Genomic DNA, 23,232 nt, shown 5'->3' with positions numbered 1-23,232 from the left:
GGGGAACCAATCGCTTCAGACAAATGATAGCGCTTTCACCCGTGTTGGAGACGATCAATCGTCGAAGTCCGCCTTGGCGAAAGACAGCCCCTTGCACGTCATGGCAAGCCAACGATGCCGGCAAGTCGCTAAGCCGGTCGCTTCTTCGGCTTCTTGTTCTTGGCGGGTCCGGTCTTTTCGAATTTCGGTTTGCCTGCCTTACCGGCCCAGGGCTTTGCCTCGAACGCGGCGGGGCGCTGATCGGCTGACGGGGCGCGCTTCTCGAATTTGGGCGCGTTCTGGTCGAACGTCCGCTTGCCACGATGCGGCTTCTTGTCCGGCCGTGGTTCCTGATAGCCGGCCCGCGACAGGTCGGGCGTGCCGTCCAGCCGCTTCACTGTGATATTGTTCTGCAGCTTGCGGTCCGGGCCGATCGCCTGGACAAACCGGTCGGCCCAATCGGCGGCGATCTGCACGAAGGTTTCTTCCGGCTGCATCTTGATGGCGCCGATCTCGCGCTTGCTGATGCCGCCTGTCCGGCACAGCATCGGGATCAGCCAGCGCGGCTCGGCATTCTGCCGGCGCCCCACAGACAGCGAGAACCAGACGCTGTCGCCGAAATCGTCGCGGCGGCTTGGTGCCTCGTCCCTGCGCGCAAACTTGTCGCCCGACGGCGTGAACGGAGCGACGTCTAAGAGATCCTCGGGCGCCGAGCGGCTGGAGCGGCAGAGACGCACAAAGGCCGCCGCCACCAGTTCGGCGCCACGTTGGTCGAGAAGCGTGCTGACGAAACCGCGCTCATCGTCCGTCACAGGTTCGCTGAAGACTGGGTCGGCGAGGATACGCTCGTCATCACGGCGCAGGACGTCGTCGGCCGAAGGCGGGCTCGCCCATGTCGCCGCAAGGCCAGCACTTTGCAGCAGCCGTTCGGTGCGCCTGCGGGCATTGTTGGGTACGATCAGCGCGCTGACGCCTTTGCGTCCCGCCCGTCCCGTCCGCCCGCTTCGGTGCAGGAGCGTCTCCGGATTGGTCGGCAGGTCGGCGTGGATCACCAGTTCGAGGTTGGGCAGGTCGATGCCGCGCGCCGCCACGTCGGTGGCGATGCAGACCTTGGCGCGGCCGTCGCGCATCGCCTGCAGCGCGTGGCTGCGCTCGTACTGGCTTAGTTCGCCCGAAAGCGCGACGACGGAAAAGTTGCGGTTGTTGAAGCGCGCGGTCAGGTGATTGACGGCAGCGCGCGTGTTGCAGAACACCAGTGCGTTCTTCGCCTCGTAATAGCGCAGCACGTTGATGATGGCGTTTTCCCGGTCGGCCTGAGCTACGCTCAGCGCCCGGTATTCGATGTCGAGATGCTGCTTTTCCTCGCCGGAGGCCGAGATGCGCACCGCATCGCGCTGGTAGCCCTTGGCCAGCGTGGCGATGGAGCGCGGCACGGTGGCGGAAAACATCAAGGTGCGGCGCTCGGCAGGGGCAGCGTCGAGGATGAATTCCAGATCCTCGCGAAAGCCAAGGTCGAGCATCTCGTCGGCTTCATCGAGCACCACGGCCTTGAGCGCCGACATGTCGAGCGAATTGCGGGTAATATGGTCGCGCAGCCGACCGGGCGTGCCGACGACGATGTGGGCGCCGCGTTCCAGCGCGCGCCGCTCGGTGCGCATGTCCATGCCGCCGACGCAGGACGCTATCGCTGCGCCGGTCAGTTCGTAGAGCCACTCCAGCTCGCGGGTCACCTGCAGGGCGAGTTCCCGCGTCGGCGCCACGGCCAGCGCCAGCGGTGCGGCGGCGTGGGAAAAGCGTTCGGCGCCGTCAAGAAGCGTCGGCGCAAGGGCGAGGCCGAAAGCGACGGTCTTGCCCGAGCCGGTCTGCGCCGAAACCAGCGCATCGGCCTGCCCGAGCTCGAGAACCGCCTTCTGCACCGGTGTCAGCTCGACATAACCGCGTTTTTCCAGCGCCTTTGCCAGCGCGGGGACAAGTGCTTCGAAATTGGACATATGCTTCTTTCGGAATTCGGATTCTTCTATGCCCGGCAATGGGTCATCCGTCGGCAAGCGCTGGGAGCGCCACGAGCCAAACGATCCAATCGTTCGTACTTCGCGCCGCCGCCATTGTACAGGGCAAGCCGCCTCGCTCGTCGCGATTGACTCTTTACGCAAACCGCGTAAAAGCCGGCACCGAACGGGATAGTTTCGATGCACGGCCTTTTAGTGGCGCTTCTTGCATACGACCTCCCCGGCCGCAATGCGAACCATTGCGCCGGACGCGTCGGCGCATCTCCTCGTTCCAGCAAAACCCCATTCTTGGTCAAAGAAACCGGTAAAACGACCACTAAAACGGTCTGATTCCCTTGGCCTAACCACCCTCTCCCGGGTCCGGCCCGGGGGTTGAAACCCGCATCGGCCGGCGGGTTTTCTCCAAAAACCGAGCGGAGAGGACAGGAGATTTCGATGAGTTTCAAGGTTGCAATCGTCGGCGCCACGGGCAATGTGGGCCGGGAAATGCTCAACATACTGGAAGAGCGGGGCTTTCCGGTGAGCGAAGTGGTGGCGCTGGCCTCACGGCGCAGCCAGGGCACGGAAGTGTCGTTCGGCGACCGCACGCTGAAGGTCAGGGCGCTCGACCAGTATGATTTTTCCGACACCGACATCTGCATCATGTCGGCCGGCGGCAATGTCTCGAAAGAATGGTCGCCGAAAATCGGCAAGCAGGGCTGCGTCGTCATCGATAATTCGTCGGCATTCCGCTACGACCAGGACGTGCCACTGATCGTGCCGGAAGTGAACCCGGACGCGATTTCGCTGTTCACCCGCAAGAACATCATCGCCAATCCAAACTGCTCGACGGCGCAGCTGGTCGTGGCGCTGAAGCCGCTGCACGACTTCGCCACCATCAAGCGCGTCGTCGTCGCCACCTATCAATCGGTCTCCGGCGCCGGCAAGGAAGGCATGGACGAGCTGTTCACGCAGACACGCGCCGTGTTCGTCGCCGACCAGGTCGACGTCAAGAAGTTCACCAAGCGCATCGCCTTCAACGTCATCCCGCATATCGACGTCTTCCTCGACGACGGCTTCACCAAGGAAGAGTGGAAGATGGTCGCCGAAACCAAGAAGATGCTCGACCCCAAGATCAAGCTGACGGCGACCTGCGTGCGCGTGCCGGTGTTCATCGGCCATTCGGAAGCAGTCAACATTGAGTTCGAAAAGCCGATCACCGCAGACGAGGCACGCGATATTCTTCGCGATGCCCCCGGCTGCCAGGTTTTGGACAAGCGCGAGGACGGCGGCTACATCACGCCGCTGGAATCGGCCGGCGAGGATGCCACCTTCATCTCGCGCATCCGCGAGGATTCGACCATCGACAACGGCCTGTCGATGTGGATCGTCTCCGACAATCTGCGCAAGGGCGCCGCACTGAACGCGGTGCAGATCGCCGAATTGCTGATCGAGCGCGGACTGATCCAGCCGAAGAAAAAGGCGGCTTAGTTTTCGCTCACGGGCTCGGCCTTCGGCCGTTTAGGTTTCGCTCACGGGCCGTATCGCCGCTGCCGCGGCGGGCCCTCCGCGGGGCGCCGGAAAGCCGGCGGCCCGCGGACGCGGGCTCGGCCTTCGGCCGTTAGCTCCCTTCTCCCAGCTCACGGGGGAAAGGTAGTCACCCCCCGGTTCTCCTCCGCCAGGCTCCGCAGCACATCTATCGCCTCCTCTGCCCGGTCGGCGGGGACGAACAGATGGTCGTGGTAGAAGGCCGAGACCGGATTGACGCCCATGCCGGCGGCGGCCAGACGCGTGGTGATCGCGGCGAGGAAGCCGACCGCCTCCAGCGACGAATGGATATTCAGCGTCAGCATCCTGCAGCGGAACACGGTTTCCAGGCCAACGGCCCTGGCTTCTTCTTCAAGCACGATCAGCGTCGTGCCTTCGCGCTCGCGAAACAGCATCACCGGCTCGAGGCCGGCTGGTGCGGGCGCGCCAGGCGGCAGTGTGGCGAAGACATGGGTGCTGGGACGCAATTCCGGCGTCATCGTCGCCAGCAGTTTCTTCAGGTCCGTCTCGCCGGCCATCGATTTGCTCCCCGAACGTCTTAGGGATTTCGATAGCGTGCTCTGCCCCATCCAGGCAAGACGACATCGGCATGTCGCTGGCAGCCGGGCTTGTGCGTGTATTGAACCGCACAATGTAACCAATCAGGACCATTGCCGGTCCGTGAAAGGGGTTTCGATGATCGTTCGCCCGCGTCCGGGATTCTTGCATCTGTTCTTCATCATGCGCGGCTCGGTGGTGCCGCGCATCCTGCCGCAGATCTTCGGCTTCGGCGTCTATGGCGCGCTGGTGGTGCTGGCGGTCAGGGCACTGGAGCTCGACTTCGGCAATGCCGGCCCGGCACCCTTCGCCTTGCTCGGTGTGGCGCTGTCGATCTATCTCGGCTTCCGCAACAATGCCGCCTATGACCGCTGGTGGGAGGCGCGCAAGCTGTGGGGCCAGCTTGTCTTCGACATCCGCAATCTGGCACGCGCCAGCACCGGGCTGATCGAAAACCAGGCGGAACTGCGCGGCTTCCTGATGGAGGCGATCGCCTTTTGCCACTTCCTGCGCGGCCTGCTCAGGCGGGTGGACGCCACGTCGGATGCACGCGCGTTCATCGGCGACGAAGCCGAAAGTGCCGCCAAACAGGCCAACGCGCCCGACGCCATGGTGCGGCGGATGGGAGAAAGAGCCGCCGCGCTGTACCGGGCCGGGGCGATCGACGTCATGGGCTACCGCATCCTCGACGAGCGCCTGTCGGAAATCGCCGCAGCACAGGCCGGCTGCGAGCGCATCATGGGAACACCGCTTCCGTTTGCCTACACGCTGCTCTTGCAGCGCACCGCCTATATCTTCTGCCTGCTGCTGCCGTTTGGGCTCGCCTCGACTGCCGGTTGGGCGACGCCGCTATTCACCGCGCTGATCGCCTACACCTTCTTCGGCCTCGACGCGCTTTCGGAAGAGTTGGAGGATCCGTTCGGCACCGAGGCCAACGATCTCGCCCTCGACGGCCTGTGCCGCGTCTGTGAAATCTCGGTGTTCGAAGCGCTCGGCGAGGCGCCGCCGAAAATGATTCCCGCCGAAAAATTCTATTTTTCCTAGAGCAATTCCAGGAAAAGTGCTTAGCAGTTTTCCGTCCGGAATTGCGTAAAAACAAATACTTAGAGCGGTTCGGCGGTTCTATCAAAAGCTGAACCGCTCTAGGTTTGTTCCCGCACTCATCGCAGCACCATGCGCCCAAAAAATCGTAGGCGTGTCGGATCGTCATCCCACGCCGCGTCCTTGGTTCGGGTCCTGGCTAGAGGATCAGTGCTCTAAACAGCCGAAGGGAACGTCAATGACCATTTCTCAAACCGCATCCGTCACGCCGGGCGCGCTGTGGGCCGGCCGTGGGCTCAGCACCCTCATCGTGCTGTTCATGATTTTCGATGGGGTCATCAAGCTGCCGCCACTCGACATCGTCACCCAAACGATGGTGCAGCTCGGCTGGCCGGCCGATCCCAATGTCTCGCGCATGCTCGGCGTCATCGGGCTGGTCTCGACCGCGCTCTATGCGGTGCCGCGTACCTCGATGCTCGGCGCCATTCTGCTCACCGCCTATCTCGGCAGTGCCATCGCGCCCCATATACGCATCGGCAGCCCGCTGTTCTCGCACACACTGTTCGGCGTCTATCTTGGATTCATGCTGTGGGGCGGGCTTTTCCTGCGCGACCCCAGGGTGCGCGCGCTGATCCCGTTCACGCATTAAGCGGCGGCATAGAAAGGCTTTTGATAGCGGTCGCGCCGCCAGCGAGGGCGCTTTCTGCCGTCGCCCTTCTTCTTTGTCTTTGGATCAAATCGCCCGGTTGCGAGTTAGGACATGTGGCGGCGAGGACGGAAAACCCCGTTTGAGAGGAACGACAATGAAGAAACTGGTAGTCCTGATGGTATTGGCAATCTCACTCGCAGCCTGTTCCCGGACAGAACAGGGCGCTGCTGTCGGTGGCCTGGGTGGCGCTGCTGTAGGCGCTGCCGTAGCAGGCGATCCGGTAGAGGGAGCTGTCGTTGGTGGCGCGGTCGGTGCCGTCGCCGGCGCGCTGATCGGTCGTGCTACCGAAAGCGGCCAGTGCCGCTATCGCGGTCGCAATGGACGCGTCTACACCGCCCGCTGCCCTGAAGGCTATTGATCGGGCCGCGTCATAAGTCAAACGAAACAGCAAAACGGCGGGCAAAGGCGCCCGCCGTTTTGCGTAGTGATAGAAAGCGGATTATTCGGCGGTCGCGGCTTCCGCCTCGGCCGGCGCAGCTGCCGCCGCGGCAACAGCGGCGGCTGCATCTTCCTGCGCCTTCTTCAGCAATGCGGCGCGTTCCTGCGCCTTCTTGCCGGGCTCGGCCTTCTTCGGGTTGGAGCGGGCCTCGCGCTTGGCAAGGCCTGCCTCATCGAGGAAGCGCAGCACGCGGTCGGTCGGCTGGGCGCCGTGCGAGAGCCAATGCTTGACGCGGTCGGCATCGACCTTGACGCGCTCGCCGTCCTTAGGCAGCAGCGGGTTCCACGAGCCGAGCGACTCGATGAAACGGCCGTCGCGCGGCGAACGGGCGTCGGCGACGACGACATGGTAATAAGGACGCTTCTTCGAGCCCGCACGGGCCAGTCGGATTTTCAGTGGCATTTTCTTTCTCCTAAAACTCTTAATTCGCGTTGATCGGGGTTATGGCTGTTGTCAGCCGGTTTTCGTTACGCCGTTTGATGCGGCGATCTGCTCGTGATGCCGGATCACTTCGCGGACGACGAAGTTCAGGAATTTCTCCGCGAAATCCGGGTCGAGATGGGCGTCCTTCGCCAGTTGACGAAGGCGGGCGATCTGCTGCTGCTCGCGTGCCGGATCGGCCGGCGGCAGGCCGTGCGACGCCTTCAGCACGCCGACCGCCTTGGTGCAGCGGAAACGCTCGGCCAGCATGTGGATGAGCGCTGCGTCGATGTTGTCGATCGAGGCGCGGTAGTCGACCAGCGCCGCATATGCGTCGGCCATGTCCTTCTCTTCGTTCATGGCGCCCTCACTTCTTTTTGCCGAGTCCGGGAAGCCCGCCGCCGCCCAAACCGGGAAGCTTCATGCCTCCAGGCAGCCCGGGCAGACCGCCGCCGCCGGGAAGGCCGCCGGGCAGGCCCTTCATGCCGCCGAGACCGGCTGCCTGCGCCTGCTTCTGCAACGCTTCGAGCTGCTTGGGGTCCATCTTGGACAGGTCCGGCATGCCGCCGCCCATCATGCCGCCCGGGCCGCCCATACCCCCTGGCATCATGCCGCCGAGGCCCATCTTCTGCGCCAGGCCGCCCATCATGCCGCGCATCAGGCCACCGCCTTTGCCCTTGCCGCCCATCGCCTTCATCATGTCGGCCATGCCGCGGTGCATCTTCAGGAGCTTGTTGATCTCGGCCGCATCGGTACCGGAGCCGGCAGCGATGCGCTTCTTGCGCGAATGCTTCAGAATATCCGGGTTGGCTCGCTCAGCCTTGGTCATTGACGAGATGATGGCGAGCTGGCGGCCGAACATCTTGTCATCGAGACCGGCGGCGGCCATCTGGTCCTTCATCTTGCCCATGCCCGGCATCATGCCCATGATGCCGCCCATGCCGCCCATCTTCGACATCTGCTGAAGCTGGCCGGCAAGATCGTTCAGGTCGAACTTGCCCGACTGCATCTTCTTGGCCATCGCCGCCGCCTGTTCGGCGTCGATGTTTTCGGCAGCCTTTTCGACGAGGCTGATGATGTCGCCCATGCCGAGGATGCGGTCGGCGATGCGCTTGGGATGGAATTCCTCCAACCCGTCCATTTTCTCGCCGGTGCCGATCAGCTTGATCGGCTTGCCGGTGACGGCGCGCATGGAAAGTGCCGCACCGCCACGGCCATCACCGTCCATGCGGGTCAGCACTAGGCCGGTGATGCCGACGCGCTCATCGAAGCTTTTCGCCAGATTGACGGCGTCCTGGCCGGTCAGCGAATCGGCGACCAACAGGATTTCGTGCGGCGACGACACCTTCTTGATGTCGGCCATCTCGACCATCAGCGGCTCGTCGATATGGGTGCGGCCGGCGGTGTCGAGGATGACGACGTCATGGCCGCCGAGCTTCGCCGCCTGCACGGCGCGGCGGGCGATGTCGACCGGCGTCTGGCCCTCGACGATCGGCAGCGTCGCGACCTTGACCTGTTCGCCGAGCTGACGGAGCTGCTCCTGCGCGGCGGGACGCCGCGTGTCGAGCGAGGCCATCAGGACCTTCTTGTTCTGACGCTCGTTGAGGCGCTTGGCGATCTTGGCCGATGTTGTCGTCTTGCCGGAGCCCTGCAGGCCGACCATCATGATGACGACCGGAGCCGGTGCATTGAGGTCGATGGCGACGCCTTCGGCGCCCAGCATCTCGACCAGCTCGTCATGGACGATCTTGACGACCATCTGGCCGGGCTTGATCGACTTCACCACGGCGGCGCCGACGGCCTTCTCGCGCACCTTGTCGGTGAAGGAACGCACCACTTCCAGCGCCACGTCTGCCTCGAGCAGCGCACGGCGCACCTCGCGCAGCGCCGCCGAGACATCGGCCTCGGACAGGGCACCGCGGCCGGTGAGGCCGTTCAGGATCGAACCAAGACGTTCCTGTAGCGATTCAAACATTCTTTTTCCCTTTCCCTGGCACCCGGATGATGCCCGAGAGGTAATGCGTTCGCGCCCAGTGTCCAAACAGTCCAAGCAAAAGTCCAAAGCCAAAAAGCACCCGGGGGCGCACAGCGCTGCCGGATGTTGGCCTCCAGGATCGATTTACAGCACGTCACCTCAAAGAGGCTTCGGCGTCCCGGTCGGCTTGCTCGGAGGGATACTCGTCGCGGAATTCGCGGCGTGTAGACAGGAAATCGGCCGCGGAGTCAAGGCGCGGACGTGATATGGCCAGGTCAGGCCCTTCCCTTCTCCCCTTGTGGGAGAAGGTGGCCGAGCGAAAGCTCGGTCGGATGAGGGGTGTTCCAGCTTGGCATGGAAGGCGCTCCGTCCAACACCCCTCAACCGTCTTGGCGCTACGCGCCAATCCACCTTCTCCCACAGGGGGAGAAGGGAACAAAGGCGATTCATGGCAGAGTTTCGCCGTCGAGGATCCGGGCATAGAGATCGAGATAGCCTTTTGCGGTGCGGGTGATCGGAAACCGGGCGGCGGCAGAGTCCCGGCAGCGCTGCGGGGAAAGGCCGGCGACCGCGTCGAGGGCCGCAGCAAATTCCTCATCGCTGTCGAAGAACCGCCCGGTGTGGTCGTCGACGATCTCGGGCATGGCGCCGCGCCGCGTCGTCAGCACCGGCGTTCCGCACAGCATGGCCTCGACCGGCGCCATGCCGAACGGTTCTTCCCAGGCGATTGGGTTGAGAAAGGCCTTTGCCGTGCCCAGCAGGCGCAGTTTTTCGTCGCCGTCGACGACGCCATGGAAGCGAAAGCGGCTGCCAAGGCTCTTGAAGAAAACGCCGTCGCGCCGGACCTGGCTGCGCGTCAAAAGCTTCCAGCGCGAGCCACCGGCGATATCGAGGACGAAATCGAATTTTTTCGCGAGATCGACCGCGCGATTCAGATTCTTGCTGGCGCGCGCGATGCCGGCGAGAAACAGAAGGTGGTCGTTCTTCGAACCGGCCAGGCGGTAAGCATCAGTCGGGAAGCCGTTGTAGACGAAGGTCTTCCTGCCGTGGTTGTGCGCGTGGCTGGCGCTGACGAAACTCCAGTTTGCCTGCGGCCTGGGGCTTTCCGGGGAAATGCCGTGCGTCGTGTTGAGGGTTGGGAACGGAACGTCGAGAAACCAGCCGTGAAAGTGGACGATATCGGCGTCTGCGGGGATGGCGGCACGGCATTGCGCTTCCGAGGATGCATGCCGCACCTCGCATAGGGGGTGGCTCGAGCCACGATCGGCGATCAGCACGACAAGATGACCAAGACGGGTCAGTTCACTCGCCAACCACTCGACTTGGCGCTGGGTGCCGCCATAGCCCCTGGAGGGGATGGATCCGGTCACCGCCAGTGTGATGCGCATCAGCTTGGCACGCCAGTTTTTTGCCTGACCATGATCTTACCCAAAAACCGGGTTCCGTTTTCTGGGATCATGATCTGTCCGGTTCGATCTTCAGCGGCGAACGCGGATGCAGCAGCAGCAGGATCGTCAACAGGCTGCAGACGATGCCCATCGCCGCGATGAGCACGGCGTCAAGCGTCGTCCAGCCTGGGCCTTCGAGCGGCTTGGCGTTGAACAGCGCGAAGGAATTGTAGCTTTGCTGATGGGAAATCAGCAGGAAACCGATCAGATTGTTGCCGAGATGGGCGCCAAAGGCAGCGCCGAGATTGCCCGTAGCATAGACCACAAGCGTCAGCAGCAGCGCAAAAGCGGCGATCGAGGCCAGCACGCAGGCGTTGATGGCAGCACTCGAGCCTGGGCTCCAATGCATCGAGGTGAACAGAAGTCCTGGCAGCAATGCCCAGATGAAGGGGCTTTTAAACCGGTTGGCCAAGCCCCTGAGGAGATAGCCGCGGAACAGCACTTCCTCGGACGAAGTCTGCAGCAGGGTCAGCACGGCGATCGGGATCAGGAACAGCAGCCAGGACCACAAGCCGATCGCACCGCGCGCAACTTCGGGCTGCAAGAGATAGAGCAGGATTTCGGAGAGCGCCGATGTGATCAGCACCGCGGCCAATCCCTTGAGGAATCCCGAGTGCGAAACGCGGCGGCTGGTGCCGATCAGCGCCATCAGCGGCTCGCGATGGACCCAGCGCATGGCAACCCACAGGCCGAGCCAGATTCCGGCAAACGAGGCGAGTGCGGCGAGGATTCCGGCAGGCGAAGCCATGAAGTTCTGCACCGCCTCTCCGTCTATCGGGGCCGATGATGCCTGCCAGACTATAAAAAGATAGGCGCCGCCGAACAGCACGGCGATGGTTGTCGCGACCCAGAACAGGATGACGATCGCCGTTCCGAGCAGGAGGCGCGGCAGGGTCGTCTTGGCGTTGGGAATATGCCGGTAACGCGCGAAAGCGGTTGGATCGATCGTCACGCGGGTTCCTTGCCTGATGCATCGGGTCGCATGATCTAGAGCATTGTATCCAAAAGTGGAACCGGTTTTGGGGAAATCCAGTGCTCAAACAAAAGAGCTGGCGCGGCGGCGGCCGCTCCAGCGGGAAGCTCAGGTTGACACGATATTCGGAAAAGCGGCGGCCGCCATTGGCTCTTGCCCGGCGGCCGCCTGATGCTGGTCGCGTCAGCGCTCGACGTACATGATGCGTCGGGTGCCTGGATCGACCAGTGCCGGCTGGCCGTTCACATAGACATAGCGGTAGTCATAGTCCGGAATTTCGCGCAACTCGACGGTATCGGGCAATGTCGCGCCGGTAACCACCTCGCCCTCGAGATAGACCGGGTCGAGCCGGTTCGTATCGATATAAGTGCGGACTTCGGCCGGTGGCCGCCTGATCGGCTCGATCGGATCGCCAGCGACGATCGCTCCGGTATAGGTGTCGGGGTAGTCGACGTCGGCGGGCGCTTCGACGATGGTAATGTCTGCGTCATCAGGGCGCTCGGTCAGGACGACCTTGTTACCGCCGAAATCGGCCGTCACATAGTCGGAATAGATCCAGCCTTGGCCGTTGGCCTCGGCTATGGTGCACCATTTGCTGTTTTGGATGCAGCCATCGAGGGTTGCCGACTGGCCGGCGGCGAGCACGCCGATAACAGGGTATTGCGGGCCGGGGCCGGCGCGCACATTGAGATCGGCGACAGCCGAGACGGCAGTATCGGCCAAGGCTGCGCCGGACATAGCGACAAGCGCTCCGGCGACAGCAGGAAACAGTATGCGCTTCATGGTTTCGCTCCGTTTTTGGGTCCCTCGCGAACGAAAACGAAACAACACCTCATGCGTTCCGGCTAAAACGCTTCGGCCGGCTCACGTTTTGTTCCAGTTTCTTTCGCTACACCGGTCAGGAGTTCGTGGACGAAGGCCAGCTTCCGTGCGGCCACCTCCGAGATGACGAAGGGATAGAGGTCCGGCAGGCCCATGCAGCGGTTGATCGAGTTGGACGCTTCCGACAGCACCAGCCAGCGCGCCAGGATCTTTTCGAACGGTTCGGGAACGGCGGCAGGTTCCGACGGCGCCGGTTGCAGCTGGCCGCCGGTGTCGCCCCGCGACAGGTCGTTGGCCTCCACGGTTTCCAACCGGCCGAGCGGGAAATTCAACGCGTGCACCATCTCCAGCGTATCGGTGATGTGCAGATGGTGCGCCCATGTCTCGGCCCAGTCCTCCCAGGGATGGGACGTGGCATAGGCCGAAATGTGGCCCTGCTGCCAGTCGGGCGGAGCGCCATTGGCATGGTATGCCTTCAGCGCCTGCTCGTAATCGGTGCGCTCGTCGCCGAATAAAGCGCGGAAAGCGACAAGCCGTTGCGGATCGTCGCGGATCAGGCGGTCCCAGTAATAGTGGCCAAGCTCGTGGCGGAAATGGCCGAGCAAAGTGCGGTAGTTCTCGCCCATCTCGACGCGGCGTCTCTCGCGCTCGGCCGAGTCCGCCTCGGCGACATTGAGCGTGATCAGGCCGTTGCCATGGCCGGTGAGGATGCGGCGGCCGCCCGGGCCGCCGCCGATCGGATCGGCGAGGAAGTCGAAGGCGAGACCGGCCTCGTCGCCGGCGTTCCGCTTGGGCGCGACCGGCAGTCCGGCTGCGAGCAGCGAATAGATCGCCCGCTTCTTTGCCGCTTCGACGCGGATCCAGCGACGGCGGTTGCCATCGACCGAAAGGTCCGGAATCAACTGGTTCAGCATGCAGGCGCGGCAGAAGGCATGGCCCGGTTCCGCCATCCAGTTGCAGGCGCACTCGTCGGCATTGGTGCACTGGAAAACGCCATCGACGCCAGACAACACGAAGCGCGCGTGTCCGGGATCGTAGAGCACGGAGCTGGCGCAGTTCAGGCACTGGGCGTTCTCGAAATAGAGGCGGTGGCCGCAATGCGGGCAATCAAAGAGCTTCATCCCAATCTCAAATCAGGTCTCAAACCATCAGGTCCGGATATAGTGCGGAGCGGCATTTCGCCCAAACGCCTATCAGCGACCGGCGTTCCTGCCGATGCTATTTTGCCGCAAGCTGGGCGGCGACCGCTCTCGCCACAGCCTCGCCCGACAGCCTGGCGCCGCCGCAGGTCTGCATCAGCGGACCGGCCAGATGCTCGCCGGCGAAGAAGATCTTTTCCGCCACTGGCTGCATCAGCGTGGCGCGCGCCTGCGAACGGCCGGGGCGGGCGGCCGCATAGGCGCCACGCACGAAACGCTCGCCGCCCCAATTGGTCATCATCGCGCGCCCGACATGTTTTCTGACGTCGCTACCGAAGATGGCGCACAGCCGGTCGACGACGAAGTCGACGCCTGCCGCCTCGCCCGCCGCCGACATCTCCCAGGCGAAATCGCCGCCGACGAAGCCGACCATCAGATCGAAGTCGAACGGAAAGCAAAGAAAGTAGATGTCGTGCCTGGCCAGCCGCTCGATCAGCAGGTCGTCGAACGGCGCCAACCCGAGCCTCGTGCCCCTGATTTCGACCGGCAGCTTGGTCAGCATGCCCATCGGCAGGTCGAAGAAGGCAGCGAAATGCGTGTCGGGCAGTGCCGGCGAGAATTCGATCTCCTCGAAGGCGAGCACCGCCGGCGAGGCGGTGACGATGGCTGCCTTGGCGCGGATGGTGCCGCGATCGGTGACACAGGCAACGCCAGGCACGTCCCAGAGGATTTTCCGCACCGGCGTCGACAGCTCGACCGGCACGTCGGCGCCAAAACGGGTGACCAAAGCGCCGAGCCCCTCCTTGGTGAAATAGTTCGGCTCGAGATCGGCGGCGGCCTGAAAGTCGCGGATCGATATCTCGTCCTCGTCGGCGCCGAAATCCATCGGCCCGGCGAAGGTGGCGGCGGCGCGCGGCGCATGGCCCCTGGCGAGCAACGCCGAAAGGCGGTCGTCGTCGCCATCCTTGACCTCATGCGCCGCCAGCAACTCGAACAGCCTGATATCGGCCGCCTTCATTGCGGCCTCTTCGTCTTCGCTCGCCTTTCGGTTGCGATAATAGAGATGATCGACATTCATGTCGTGATGGTGGAGTGTCCAACGGGCGGCTTGCGCCTCGGGAAAATAGGGGTTGCGGTCGGCCGCGTGCAGCCAGGCGCAGCCGATGTCGAAAGGAACACCGAAATGCTGATCGCTGGTCCAGGCGCGCCCCCCGATCCGGTTCATCGCTTCGAACAGCTTGAAAGAAAGGCCGGCTGCACGCAGGGTCTTGGCGGCGGAAAGTCCCGCCGAGCCGGCGCCGATGACCACGACATCAACGTCATCCATGAATATTCCAGCCCCCGCCACAATAATTACTTGATCGTAAGCAAGTTCTCCGGCATTCGCCAGCGCTGCGGCGGGGATACGTAAACGACTTCTTAGCGCATCGGCCCGAAAATCAGGATCGATTTTCAGAAAGCACGATGCGCGGATTTAGAGTGTCGGAGCGTACTGCGTCCAAGCGGACGAACGCCGCTCTAACGGTGACAAGCGAGCGTTTCGCTGGCAAATTCGTATTGGGACGTGATCCAGGTAACCAGGAGAGCAACATGGCATTTCTTGCCAAGGGAAAGATTTTCGCGGCGGCAGCATTGATGATGCTTGCGGCGGCAACAGGTGCGCAGGCCGCCCAATGCGGCAAGACGAGTGCGGGCTTCGAAGCGTGGAAGGCGGATTTCGCCGCGGAGGCCAGGGCCAACGGTGTGGGCTCGAAGGGTCTAGCTGCTCTGGCTCGAGCGACCTACGCAACAAAGACGATCGCCGTCGACCGCGCCCTTCATAAGGCCTTCAGCGGCTCCGTGGAAAGTTTCATGAAGCGCCGCGGCGGATCCGCGATCATTGCCAAGGGCCGTGCGCTGAAGAAGTCGAACGCGGCGCTGTTCGACAAGATCGAACGGACCTACGGCGTGCCGCCGGGTGTGTTGCTCGCCATCTGGGGCATGGAAACTGGCTTCGGCGCCTCCATGGGCAAACAGAATACGGTCTCTGCCATTTTAACGCTTACCTATGATTGCCGCCGCCCCGAGTTCTTTTATCCGCACGGCATTGCAGCCCTGAAGCTGGTTGATCGCGGAGCGTTGAGCGCCTCGTCGGTCGGTGCCGCGCATGGCGAGATTGGCCACACGCAGTTCCTGCCCGGAAATGTTTTGAAGTACGGCGTCGGCAACAAGAATCTGCGCGACAAGGGCACCGCGCTGGCTTCCACTGCCAACTTCCTCAAGGGTCATGGTTGGCAGGCCGGCGCGGGTTATCAGGCGAATATGGGCGCAATTGCTGGCTGGAATTCCGCCAGCGTCTATCAACAGGCCATCGCCCGCATGGCGACCGCGATCGACGGCGATTGATAGAAATCTCTGTTCGACGGAAGCCCGGCCACGCGCCGGGCTTTTTGTTGATGCTCTAGAGCAATTCCAGGAAAAGTGTGAAACGGTTTTCCCGGGAAAAGCGCATAGCGCTTTCCCTGCGGAATTGCGCAAAAACAAAGAGATAGAGCGGATCTCCTTGAAACGATGAACCGCTCTAAGGTGACGACTGCCGCCGCTCGGTCCCGCCTCCGGAACGAAGGCGCGAAGCAGAGAAGCTAATTCGGCGAGCCGAGCGCCTTGTCCATCACTTCCCTGACCTCGGCGGGCCACGTGTTCACAGCCGGCCACGCGTCAGGCTCGGGGGTGTCGCCGCGGCGGGCGAAATAGAGCTTTTGACTGGCCGGATCGACCGCCATGAAGCCGTCATTGCCGCCGCAATCATGCGGCACGCAGCCGCTGGCATAGAAGGCGCCCGACGCGGTCTTCTCGGTGCCGCCGCCGACCAGCAGGCTGGTCGCCATGTCCGGCATCTCCTCGCCGAGCAGCGTCTCAGCTTCTTTGTAGACAGCCTCGTTGTGAAAGGCATCGATGATGTTGTCGTATTTCGCCGGATCGACATCCTTCCAGCCGGTGCTCGGTTCCGGCATGTAGGTGAGAATGCCCGAGGTCGACAAGCCGCCGGTCGGCGACCACTGCAGCGCCGGCTTGGAATCTCCCGGCAGCAGATAAGGCACGAAATAGATGGCGTCGTCGGACACTGCGGCCGGCGGCGCGCCGCATTCGTCCTGCTCGACCGTGGTACTCTGGATCGTGCCGCCTTCCGGCTTCCACACGATCACCTTGGCCGGTCCGCATTGATTGCCGCCGTCGCCGACATCGACCAGCGCCACATTGACGCCGCCGACCTCGACGACCTTGTCGAAGAAAACATCGTAGTTGCTGACCAACTGCTTTCCGTCGAAGGCCAGCACCTTTTCCCCGTACTCTTCCTGCTGGGTGATGGTCAGTTGGCCGCCCTCGAATGGGACCGGCGCCTGCTTGTCGTCGTCTGAAGCCGCCGAATTGCCCGCGCCCGACCCGTCGTCGGTGGCGGGCTTGTCGGTCGCAGCGGGCATTTGCGATTGCGCAAACACGCTCGCCATCGGCAGGAGGATCAACGCCAGTCCGAAGGCACCGGCGAGAGGCGAGCGTATCATGACATCCCCCGTTTCACCTGAAGCGAAGACCCGCCATCGGTACGACCTTGCCGTTCAGGCCCAGGGACGCAGCTCGGCGTTCTTCTTCTCGAACGAGGCGATGGCGCCGGCCTTTTCCATGGTCAGGCCGATGTCGTCGAGCCCGTTGAGCAGGCAGTGCCGCTTGAAGTCGTCGAGATCGAACTTGACCACGCCGCCGTCCGGTCCGCGGATTTCCTTCGCTTCCAGGTCGACCGACACCGTCGCGTTGGAGCCGCGCGAGGCGTCGTCCATCAGCTTCTCCAGATCCTCCGGGCTGACGGTGATCGGCAGGATGCCGTTCTTGAAGCAGTTGTTGTAGAAAATGTCGGCGAACGAGGTCGAGATGACGCAGCGTATGCCAAAATCGAGCAGCGCCCACGGCGCATGCTCGCGCGAAGAGCCGCAGCCGAAATTGTCGCCGGCAACCAAGATCTGCGCCTTGCGGTAGGCCGGCTTGTTGAGCACGAAATCAGGGTTTTCCGAACCGTCGTCCTTGTAGCGCATTTCGGCGAACAATCCGCTGCCGAGACCGGTGCGCTTGATCGTCTTGAGATAATCCTTGGGGATGATCATGTCGGTGTCGACGTTGACGATCGGCATCGGTGCCGCGACGCCGGTGAGCTTGGTGAATTTTTCCATGGGTCTGCCCGTCTTCTTCTCGCTGCGGGGGATGTGTTGGCGCCCGGTTTACACAAAGAGGCGGGCAAATAAAAGGCGGCTGTTTTTGCTCGCAGATGATCCAGCAAGCACAAGATCGGCACCAAGCAGCTTCAAAACCGCCGCCCGATGGTGCACTTTCACCGGCATGACAACGCGATCCAAAATCCTCTACGCCAGTGAACCAACCCTCGACGCTGCCGAGTTCCGCCGCGTGCTGGTGGAATCCGGCCTCGGCGCCACCCGGCCCATCGATGACGAAGCCCGTTTGAAGACGATGCTTGCCAGCGCGGATATGGTGTTGACGGCGCGCCTCGATGCGCCTGGCAAGCCGCTGATTGGCCTCGCCCGCGGCGTCACCGACTTTTCGTGGGTGTGCTACATTTCCGAGCTCGCCGAGGCATTCCTCGGGCAGGCCGGAGGCCTCGGCCCGAAGCTCGCTGTGCTGCTAGTGCAGTTGCCACCCAGCCTGTCCTTCGAGCCGCGTGTCGCTGAGGAGTTCTTCGGTTTGTTGCGAAAGCAAACCGGCTCGAAAATAGCCTGCGAACCTCGTCATGCGAGCTGGTTCGAACAGGACGCCGATGCGCTTCTGACCGGCTTCCGCGTAGCGCGTGTGGCAGCCGATCCGGCTCGCGTCCCCGCTGCGGCCACGCCATCCGGCTGGCCGGACCTGGTTTACTTCCGCCTGCATGGCGCGCCGCGTATCTATTACTCGGACTATGACACTGAAAGCCTGATCGCGATCAGGCAGCGGCTGGATGCGGCGAGTGCGGCGGGCGCTGAGGTCTGGTGCATTTTCGACAATACGGTTAAGGGCCATGCGCTCGGCAACGCCGTTGCCGTAGACGCGATGGCGCCTCAAATCACATTCAGCTCCCTGAACGCCCTTCCCTCCGCAACACGGCTATACCCAAACGCCGTGCAATCCACCGTGCGGTAGCCGCCATGCACGATCAGCTCGGCCAGCGCCTTACCGACGGCCGGCGCCTGCTGCAGGCCGTGGCCGGAAAAACCGTTGGCGAAGAGGAAATTCTTCACCTCGGGATGTGGTCCGATCACCGCGTTCTGGTCGAGCGTGTTGTAGTCGTAATGACCGGCCCAGGCGCGTGTTGGCTTGATCGCTTCGAAGGCCGGAATGCGGGTCGCCAGCACCGGCCAGATCACCTCTTCGAATAGCGGCCAGTCGGGCTCGAAATCGCCGGGGTCGGCAGGACCGTCGCCCTCTTCCGGTTCGGCACCGCCGGTGATGTAGACCGAGCCTTCCGGCCGGACATAGATGCCTGAGGGGTCGACCAGCAGCGGCATGTCGGCATATTTTTCGCGCGCCTCGAAGACGAAGACATTACGCTTGCGCGGCTCCACCGGCAGCGCCAGCCCGGCCATATCAGCCACCTTGCCGGCATTCGGCCCGGCGGCGTTGACGACGATGCCGGCCTCGAGCCGCTCGCCATTGTCGAGGCTGACGCTGGTGACACGATCGCCCTGGCGCTCGATGCCGGTCGCATCAGCAGTGATGAAATCGATGTTTTTCTGGCGCAGTGCCTTGCGGAACAGCATCAGCATGGCATGTGCGTCGAACCAGCCCTCGCCCGTGCGGCCATAGGCGCCGGCGGTGATGCCCTCTGCCGACAGCCACGGGAAGCGACGCACCAACGCCTCCGCATCCTCAAGCACGATGTCGGCCCCCTCGGCCATCTGCGCCTCGTGGTTGGCCCGCAGGATCGGCAGGCCGTTCTCGCCGGCCAGGATAAGATAGCCGCCTTCGCGAAAGCCGATATCGGCATCCGCCCCGAACTCTTCCGTCAGCCGCCGGAACAGTTTCAGCGTGAACTGCGATAGCCGGATGTTTTCTGGGATGGAAAACTGCTGGCGGATGGAAGCGCAGGACAGGGTCGTCGCCGCATGGGCGAATTGTGGGTCGCGCTCGACCAGCGCGATGGAGCCCGAAAACCCTTCCTCGCGCAGATAGTAGGCGATCGAGGAGCCGACGATGGCTCCACCGATGATGACGATATCGTAGCGCACGTTTTCCGCGTCTCCAGTTCTGAAGCATGATCCCGAAAGCCGGTCTTCGGAATGAGGCTCCAATTTATACAATCGACAGGATGATCTCGAAGCGCGTGCCGCGCTCGGAGTCAACCAGCCGGATCGTGCCATCATGCGCTTTCAGGAGGGCCAGCACGATGCCGAGGCCCATGCCGGTGCCGCCTGAATCACGGCGCGTGGTAAAGAACGGCTCGAAGATGCGGGCCTGGTTGCTAGGCGAAATGCCGGCGCCGTCGTCGCTCACCTGGATCGTTGCCTTGCCGTGCGCGCTCGCCGCCGTGATCGAAACCAGCGTTGCGCCATGCCGCGCCGAATTGTCGGTGAGATTGGCCAGCACGATTGCCGCGTTCTCGGCCGAGATGCGCAGACCGATATCGCCGCCGGCCTCGACGCGCACCGCCAACCTGTCTTTGGCCGGCAGCAGCGCCAGTGCGGCGTCAATTGATGTGCTTTCGCTGCTGGGCGCCAGATTTTCGGCGCGCGCCAGGTCGAGCAGGCGGCGCACCAGCAAATTGAGCCGCCCGGCGTCGGTGACGATGTTGTTAGAAAAGCGACGCCGCTCGGCCTCGTCCATTGCGCTACCCGAATCGCGCAGCAGTTCCGCCGCACCCTGGATTGCCGTCAGCGGCGATTTGAGTTCGTGCGAGACATGCGTGGCAAAGGTCTGAATGCTGTCCGAGCGCTCATGCAGCTTTTCTGCCATGTCGAGGAAGGCGGCGGAAAGGGCTGCCATCTCGCGCGTGCCGTGATGGTCGAGCGGCCCGATGGCTTCGCGGTCGCCGGCCGCGATGCGTTTCGTTCGTTCCATCAGCGCATAGATCGGCCGGCTGACGGTGCGCAGGAAGACAAGACCGATGAGCAGCGTGCCGCCGAGGATGGCGATCGTCGCCAGCACCACCTTGCCGCGCTCGCCATAGAGATGCTTGACGATATTGTTCGGCGTTCGCGACAGGTAGACCACGCCGGCGACCTTGCCGTCGACCGCGACCGGCAGGGCGACGAAGACGCGGACTCTCGTGCCGCGGCTCACCGAATAGAGTGATGGCGGCGGCTCGTCGGAGATCCTCAGCCTGAGCGCGCTGGCATAGTGGCCGGCCAACGCTTCGCGAACTTCCGCGACCGCGCCGAGCGACAGGCCGACCTCTTCGCGCCCGGCGATGACGACGCCTTTTGCGTCGAGCAACCGGAAGCCGGCAAGCGTGGTTTTCTGCGTCTCGGCAAGAATCCCCGATAGCCGCGCCCCGACCGCCGCGAAGGCAGGATCGATGGCGGCGGCTGTCGCCGCAGGCCGGGTCGGCAGAACGGTATCGGAAGCAAGATCGAGGTGCGGTTCGATCGGCCGATAGGGGGAGTTCGAATCGCTGGCACTGGCGGCAGGCACCGCCGCGCCGAGCTTCTCGGCCGGGATGCGGGCATCCCGGATCTCTTGTGCATAGATGGCGGCAAGGGCCGCGCCTTGCGCGATCAACTCGGCCTCGGTCTGGCGGATCAGCTGGTTTTCGTAGAGCCGAAAGAAGAACAAGCCGACCAGCGGCAGCGCCATCACCATGATCAGGATGGCAACAACGACTGTAGCGAGGCGCGGCCGCCATTTGCTGCCAATCCATTTTTGGGTGCTCACGTGCCGCACCGGCCGAGCCGGAAGCCGACGCCATGGACGGTCTCGATCGCATCCGTGCAACCGGCCGCCGCCAGCTTGGCGCGGATGTTGCGGATATGGCTGTCGACGGTGCGCTCGGCAACATGGATGTTGGCGGCATAGGCATTGGCCATCACCATGTCGCGGCCGAGCACATGCGCCGGACGCGCCAGAAACCCCTTCAGGATCGCGAACTCGATCGACGTCAGCATCAGCGGCTGGCCGTCGAAACTGGCCGCATGGCTGGCCGGCACCAAGGCCAGTCTGCCATGCGAGAATTGCCTGTCGTCGGCCTGTTCAGCCTTTGTCGGGCGAGCGCGCCGCAAGATGACATTGACGCGGGCGACCAGTTCGCGCGGGCTGAACGGCTTGATGACGTAGTCGTCGCCACCCATTTCGAGCCCAAGGATGCGGTCGATCTCTTCATCGCGCGCGGACAGGAACAGCACCGGCACGTCGGATGTGTGCCTGAGCCGCCGGCAGACCTCCAACCCGTCCATCTCCGGCATGCCGATGTCGAGCACGACAAGATCGGGCGGTCGGCGTTCGATCGCCTGCAATGCGGCGGCGCCGTCGGCTACGGCAACCGTCTTCATCCCCGCCTTTTCCAGTGCAAAGCAGATGATTTCGCGGATGTGCGGATCATCGTCGGCTACCAGGATATGATGCGGCATGAATCAGCGGCCCGGCACGAGGGGTTCGGAGCCCTGAGGAACCACGAACGGGATATTTGTGTCGAGAGTACGAAGGAGCCGCCAGTCGCGAAAGCTCCAGGCGCGCCAGTTTTCTCGGGCCGCACGATAGCAGGCCTCGTCCTGCCCAAGCAAACTGGCGAGTCCGCGGTAGGAGGGAAGGCTGGCCGCATTCGTGCTGGCCTGATGCTCGAGGAAGCGGTCGAGCGCCGGCCAGGCGCTGGCGCCGAGCGAGCGCAGGTACCAGAAATCGAGTTCGGTGCCCTGGCCGGTCATTTCGAAGGAATGCTCGACATTGTAGTTGGCGATCAGCGCGGCGAAGTTGATGAAGCAGCAGGCATAGAGTGTCACCGAAAGCGTCAGAAGATTGGCGGAAAGCAGCCATTCATTGGATCTTTCGAGCGCGATGCGGGCGATGATCAGGGCAAGGCCCGCCGCCACCAGTCCCATCCAGACGAAGGCGGCGATGCGCCAGTAGGTCAGCGCATAGACGCCGATATAGAGGTCGAGCCGCAGGATCGACGAGATGACCAGCACGATGTTCTGCGCCACCCAGACATAGACCAGCCGGCGGATGAGCGGATCGCCGGAGGTCGTGCTGCGCGGCCGCAGCGCCGCCAGCACGAAGCCGGCGGCGAGCAACGCCGTGACGATCAAGGGATAGGCGCCGCGATGCGCATAGGCGGCGTAGGTCAGCCCGTCGGGAAGGGCGACGCCGCCCCACAGATAGGTGGCGTCGAGCGCGGTCTGGATGGCGAATAGGATGTTGAAGACGACCAGCGCGCGAAGAATGGCGGCCTTGCCGAAGATGATGTCCTCGATCGCTTTGGCTGGGTTTGTCGTCGTCACCCGGCCGACGTGCACAGACGACACCACACGCGTTATGGAGTGAAAAAGGCGCGGCAGACGCGGGCGCAAAAAGGCCCAGGCGCCGGCAAGTATGAACAGCCAGAAGGCCAGCCGCGGCAGCTGGATGAGGTCGAGCAAGGCGAGGAGATCGATCAGCGACAGCCAGTATTCGATGACCGGATTGGCGGCGCCGAACAGCGCGAGAAACACCGCTCCCAGCGTCAACGGCATCACCCAGACGGCGATCGCCGCGAAGCGGATGCGCCGTTGGCCAAGCCGCCGCGCCACCTTGCGCCAGCGAAAGAAATCGTGGGCGAACCGGAATGGTGCCGCGAGCAGGAAGAGCACTACCTGGCCGGCGATGCGGGCAAGCCCGTGCCGCAGCCGGCCGACCAGCGAAAGCGCGAAGATGGTCATCGCCGCAAACCCGATCGCAACGGACAGCGCACTGACATTTTCAATGAGCGGCAGCAGCCCGACAAGCAAGGCACCGAGCCCGAGCCACAGGCCGCGGGCGCTGAGCCCCGAAGGCTGGACGGCCGCGGCTGCGGCGGCAAGCGTAATGCCGAACAGGAAAAGCGTGATGCCGACGGGTTGCCCGTAAAAGAAGAAATCGGCCAGGGCAGCAAGCAGAACGGCAACGCCGAATCGCGCGCAAAAGCTTGGCGCGGCCGTAAGCAACGATGTCATGATCGGACTTTCTCGGCAGCTTTGATGCGGCCGGCATATCTGGGCAGAGATTTAGGGATGAAGGAGAAGAGGGTCGCC

22 protein-coding genes are annotated in these 23,232 nt (G+C 63.3%); 6 read left to right on the top strand and 16 right to left on the bottom strand.

All coding sequences use genetic code 11. The features are described 5' to 3' along the window. Positions 1-128: 128 nt before the first annotated feature. Positions 129-1,970 (bottom strand): DEAD/DEAH box helicase, encoded by a 1,842-nt coding sequence (locus NKH73_RS23340; RefSeq protein ID WP_352936673.1) that lies wholly within the window; start codon positions 1,968-1,970, stop codon positions 129-131. A gap of 453 nt (positions 1,971-2,423) precedes the next feature. On the opposite strand from NKH73_RS23340, the gene NKH73_RS23335 reads away from it, so the two are divergent. Beyond that, positions 2,424-3,458, top strand: coding sequence for an aspartate-semialdehyde dehydrogenase (locus NKH73_RS23335; RefSeq protein WP_352936671.1), 1,035 nt, complete (start codon positions 2,424-2,426; stop codon positions 3,456-3,458). Positions 3,459-3,607: 149 nt separating this feature from the next. Here NKH73_RS23335 and NKH73_RS23330 read toward each other — a convergent pair whose 3' ends face one another. Beyond that, complete coding sequence (locus NKH73_RS23330) at positions 3,608-4,033, bottom strand: ACT domain-containing protein (protein WP_352936669.1); 426 nt, start codon at positions 4,031-4,033, stop codon at positions 3,608-3,610. 157 nt (positions 4,034-4,190) lie between these two features. On the opposite strand from NKH73_RS23330, the gene NKH73_RS23325 reads away from it, so the two are divergent. The 3 genes from NKH73_RS23325 (at position 4,191) to NKH73_RS23315 (ending at position 6,160) form a co-directional block, all read left to right on the top strand. Further along, complete coding sequence (locus NKH73_RS23325; protein WP_352936667.1) at positions 4,191-5,096, top strand: bestrophin family protein; 906 nt, start codon at positions 4,191-4,193, stop codon at positions 5,094-5,096. Between the two features lie 235 nt (positions 5,097-5,331). Next, positions 5,332-5,742: a DoxX family protein gene (locus NKH73_RS23320; RefSeq protein ID WP_352936665.1), complete on the top strand. Its 411-nt coding sequence runs from the start codon at positions 5,332-5,334 to the stop codon at positions 5,740-5,742. A 154-nt stretch (positions 5,743-5,896) separates the two neighbouring features. Next, positions 5,897-6,160 (top strand): YMGG-like glycine zipper-containing protein, encoded by a 264-nt coding sequence (locus NKH73_RS23315; RefSeq protein ID WP_352936663.1) that lies wholly within the window; start codon positions 5,897-5,899, stop codon positions 6,158-6,160. A gap of 81 nt (positions 6,161-6,241) precedes the next feature. On the opposite strand, the gene rpsP is transcribed toward NKH73_RS23315, so the two are convergent. The 8 genes from rpsP to NKH73_RS23275 all read right to left on the bottom strand — a co-directional run bounded on the left by rpsP (position 6,242) and on the right by NKH73_RS23275 (position 14,345). Then, the gene (rpsP, locus tag NKH73_RS23310; RefSeq protein WP_263792100.1) at positions 6,242-6,643 is read right to left on the bottom strand and encodes a 30S ribosomal protein S16; all 402 of its coding nucleotides are present in this window, start codon (positions 6,641-6,643) and stop codon (positions 6,242-6,244) included. 51 nt (positions 6,644-6,694) lie between these two features. Next, positions 6,695-7,021 (bottom strand): chorismate mutase, encoded by a 327-nt coding sequence (locus tag NKH73_RS23305; protein WP_352936661.1) that lies wholly within the window; start codon positions 7,019-7,021, stop codon positions 6,695-6,697. A gap of 7 nt (positions 7,022-7,028) precedes the next feature. Beyond that, entirely contained in the window at positions 7,029-8,636 is a 1,608-nt protein-coding gene (gene ffh / locus NKH73_RS23300) for a signal recognition particle protein (protein ID WP_352936659.1), read from the bottom strand. Positions 8,637-9,082: 446 nt separating this feature from the next. Then, positions 9,083-10,024, bottom strand: coding sequence for a glycosyltransferase (locus NKH73_RS23295; protein ID WP_352936657.1), 942 nt, complete (start codon positions 10,022-10,024; stop codon positions 9,083-9,085). Positions 10,025-10,091: 67 nt separating this feature from the next. After that, positions 10,092-11,036, bottom strand: coding sequence for a CPBP family intramembrane glutamic endopeptidase (locus NKH73_RS23290; protein WP_352936655.1), 945 nt, complete (start codon positions 11,034-11,036; stop codon positions 10,092-10,094). A gap of 204 nt (positions 11,037-11,240) precedes the next feature. Further along, on the bottom strand, positions 11,241-11,840 hold the full coding sequence (locus NKH73_RS23285) for a DUF1236 domain-containing protein (RefSeq protein ID WP_352936653.1): 600 nt from the start codon (positions 11,838-11,840) through the stop codon (positions 11,241-11,243). Positions 11,841-11,902: 62 nt separating this feature from the next. After that, the gene (locus NKH73_RS23280; RefSeq protein ID WP_352936651.1) at positions 11,903-13,000 is read right to left on the bottom strand and encodes a zinc-binding metallopeptidase family protein; all 1,098 of its coding nucleotides are present in this window, start codon (positions 12,998-13,000) and stop codon (positions 11,903-11,905) included. A gap of 97 nt (positions 13,001-13,097) precedes the next feature. Beyond that, positions 13,098-14,345 carry a flavin monoamine oxidase family protein gene (locus NKH73_RS23275; protein ID WP_352936649.1) on the bottom strand — a complete coding sequence of 416 codons (1,248 nt, stop codon included), beginning with the start codon at positions 14,343-14,345 and terminating at the stop codon, positions 13,098-13,100. 263 nt (positions 14,346-14,608) lie between these two features. Between NKH73_RS23275 and NKH73_RS23270 the strand changes: the two genes are divergently transcribed. Further along, positions 14,609-15,403 carry a lytic murein transglycosylase gene (locus NKH73_RS23270; RefSeq protein WP_352936647.1) on the top strand — a complete coding sequence of 265 codons (795 nt, stop codon included), beginning with the start codon at positions 14,609-14,611 and terminating at the stop codon, positions 15,401-15,403. 236 nt (positions 15,404-15,639) lie between these two features. Here the strand turns inward: NKH73_RS23270 and NKH73_RS23265 are convergent, their stop codons facing one another. Together NKH73_RS23265 and leuD are read right to left on the bottom strand one after the other, a co-directional pair. After that, the gene (locus tag NKH73_RS23265; RefSeq protein ID WP_352936645.1) at positions 15,640-16,560 is read right to left on the bottom strand and encodes an Ivy family c-type lysozyme inhibitor; all 921 of its coding nucleotides are present in this window, start codon (positions 16,558-16,560) and stop codon (positions 15,640-15,642) included. Positions 16,561-16,614: 54 nt separating this feature from the next. After that, positions 16,615-17,220, bottom strand: coding sequence for a 3-isopropylmalate dehydratase small subunit (gene leuD / locus NKH73_RS23260; RefSeq protein ID WP_126104308.1), 606 nt, complete (start codon positions 17,218-17,220; stop codon positions 16,615-16,617). Between leuD and NKH73_RS23255 the strand changes: the two genes are divergently transcribed. After that, entirely contained in the window at positions 17,168-18,178 is a 1,011-nt protein-coding gene (locus NKH73_RS23255) for a DUF72 domain-containing protein (RefSeq protein WP_352936642.1), read from the top strand. The genes leuD and NKH73_RS23255 overlap by 53 nt on opposite strands. Here NKH73_RS23255 and NKH73_RS23250 read toward each other — a convergent pair. From NKH73_RS23250 to NKH73_RS23235, 4 genes are all read right to left on the bottom strand, one after another. Next, a complete protein-coding gene (locus tag NKH73_RS23250; protein WP_352936640.1) occupies positions 18,097-19,263 on the bottom strand; it encodes an NAD(P)/FAD-dependent oxidoreductase in 1,167 nt (388 codons plus the stop codon). The two genes, NKH73_RS23255 and NKH73_RS23250, sit on opposite strands and share 82 nt — an antisense overlap. Before the next feature lie 64 nt (positions 19,264-19,327). Continuing rightward, positions 19,328-20,905: an ATP-binding protein gene (locus NKH73_RS23245; RefSeq protein WP_502893932.1), complete on the bottom strand. Its 1,578-nt coding sequence runs from the start codon at positions 20,903-20,905 to the stop codon at positions 19,328-19,330. After that, positions 20,902-21,597: a response regulator gene (locus NKH73_RS23240; RefSeq protein ID WP_352936636.1), complete on the bottom strand. Its 696-nt coding sequence runs from the start codon at positions 21,595-21,597 to the stop codon at positions 20,902-20,904. Before NKH73_RS23240 ends, NKH73_RS23245 begins: the two co-directional genes overlap by 4 nt. Positions 21,598-21,600: 3 nt before the next feature. After that, entirely contained in the window at positions 21,601-23,154 is a 1,554-nt protein-coding gene (locus NKH73_RS23235; protein WP_352936634.1) for a DUF4153 domain-containing protein, read from the bottom strand. Positions 23,155-23,232 lie beyond the last annotated feature (78 nt).

Origin of the sequence: Mesorhizobium sp. M0938 (assembly GCF_040319125.1) — a bacterium.
Lineage (GTDB): Bacteria > Pseudomonadota > Alphaproteobacteria > Rhizobiales > Rhizobiaceae > Mesorhizobium > Mesorhizobium robiniae.
This window is presented reverse-complemented; position numbering and strand designations above follow the sequence as displayed.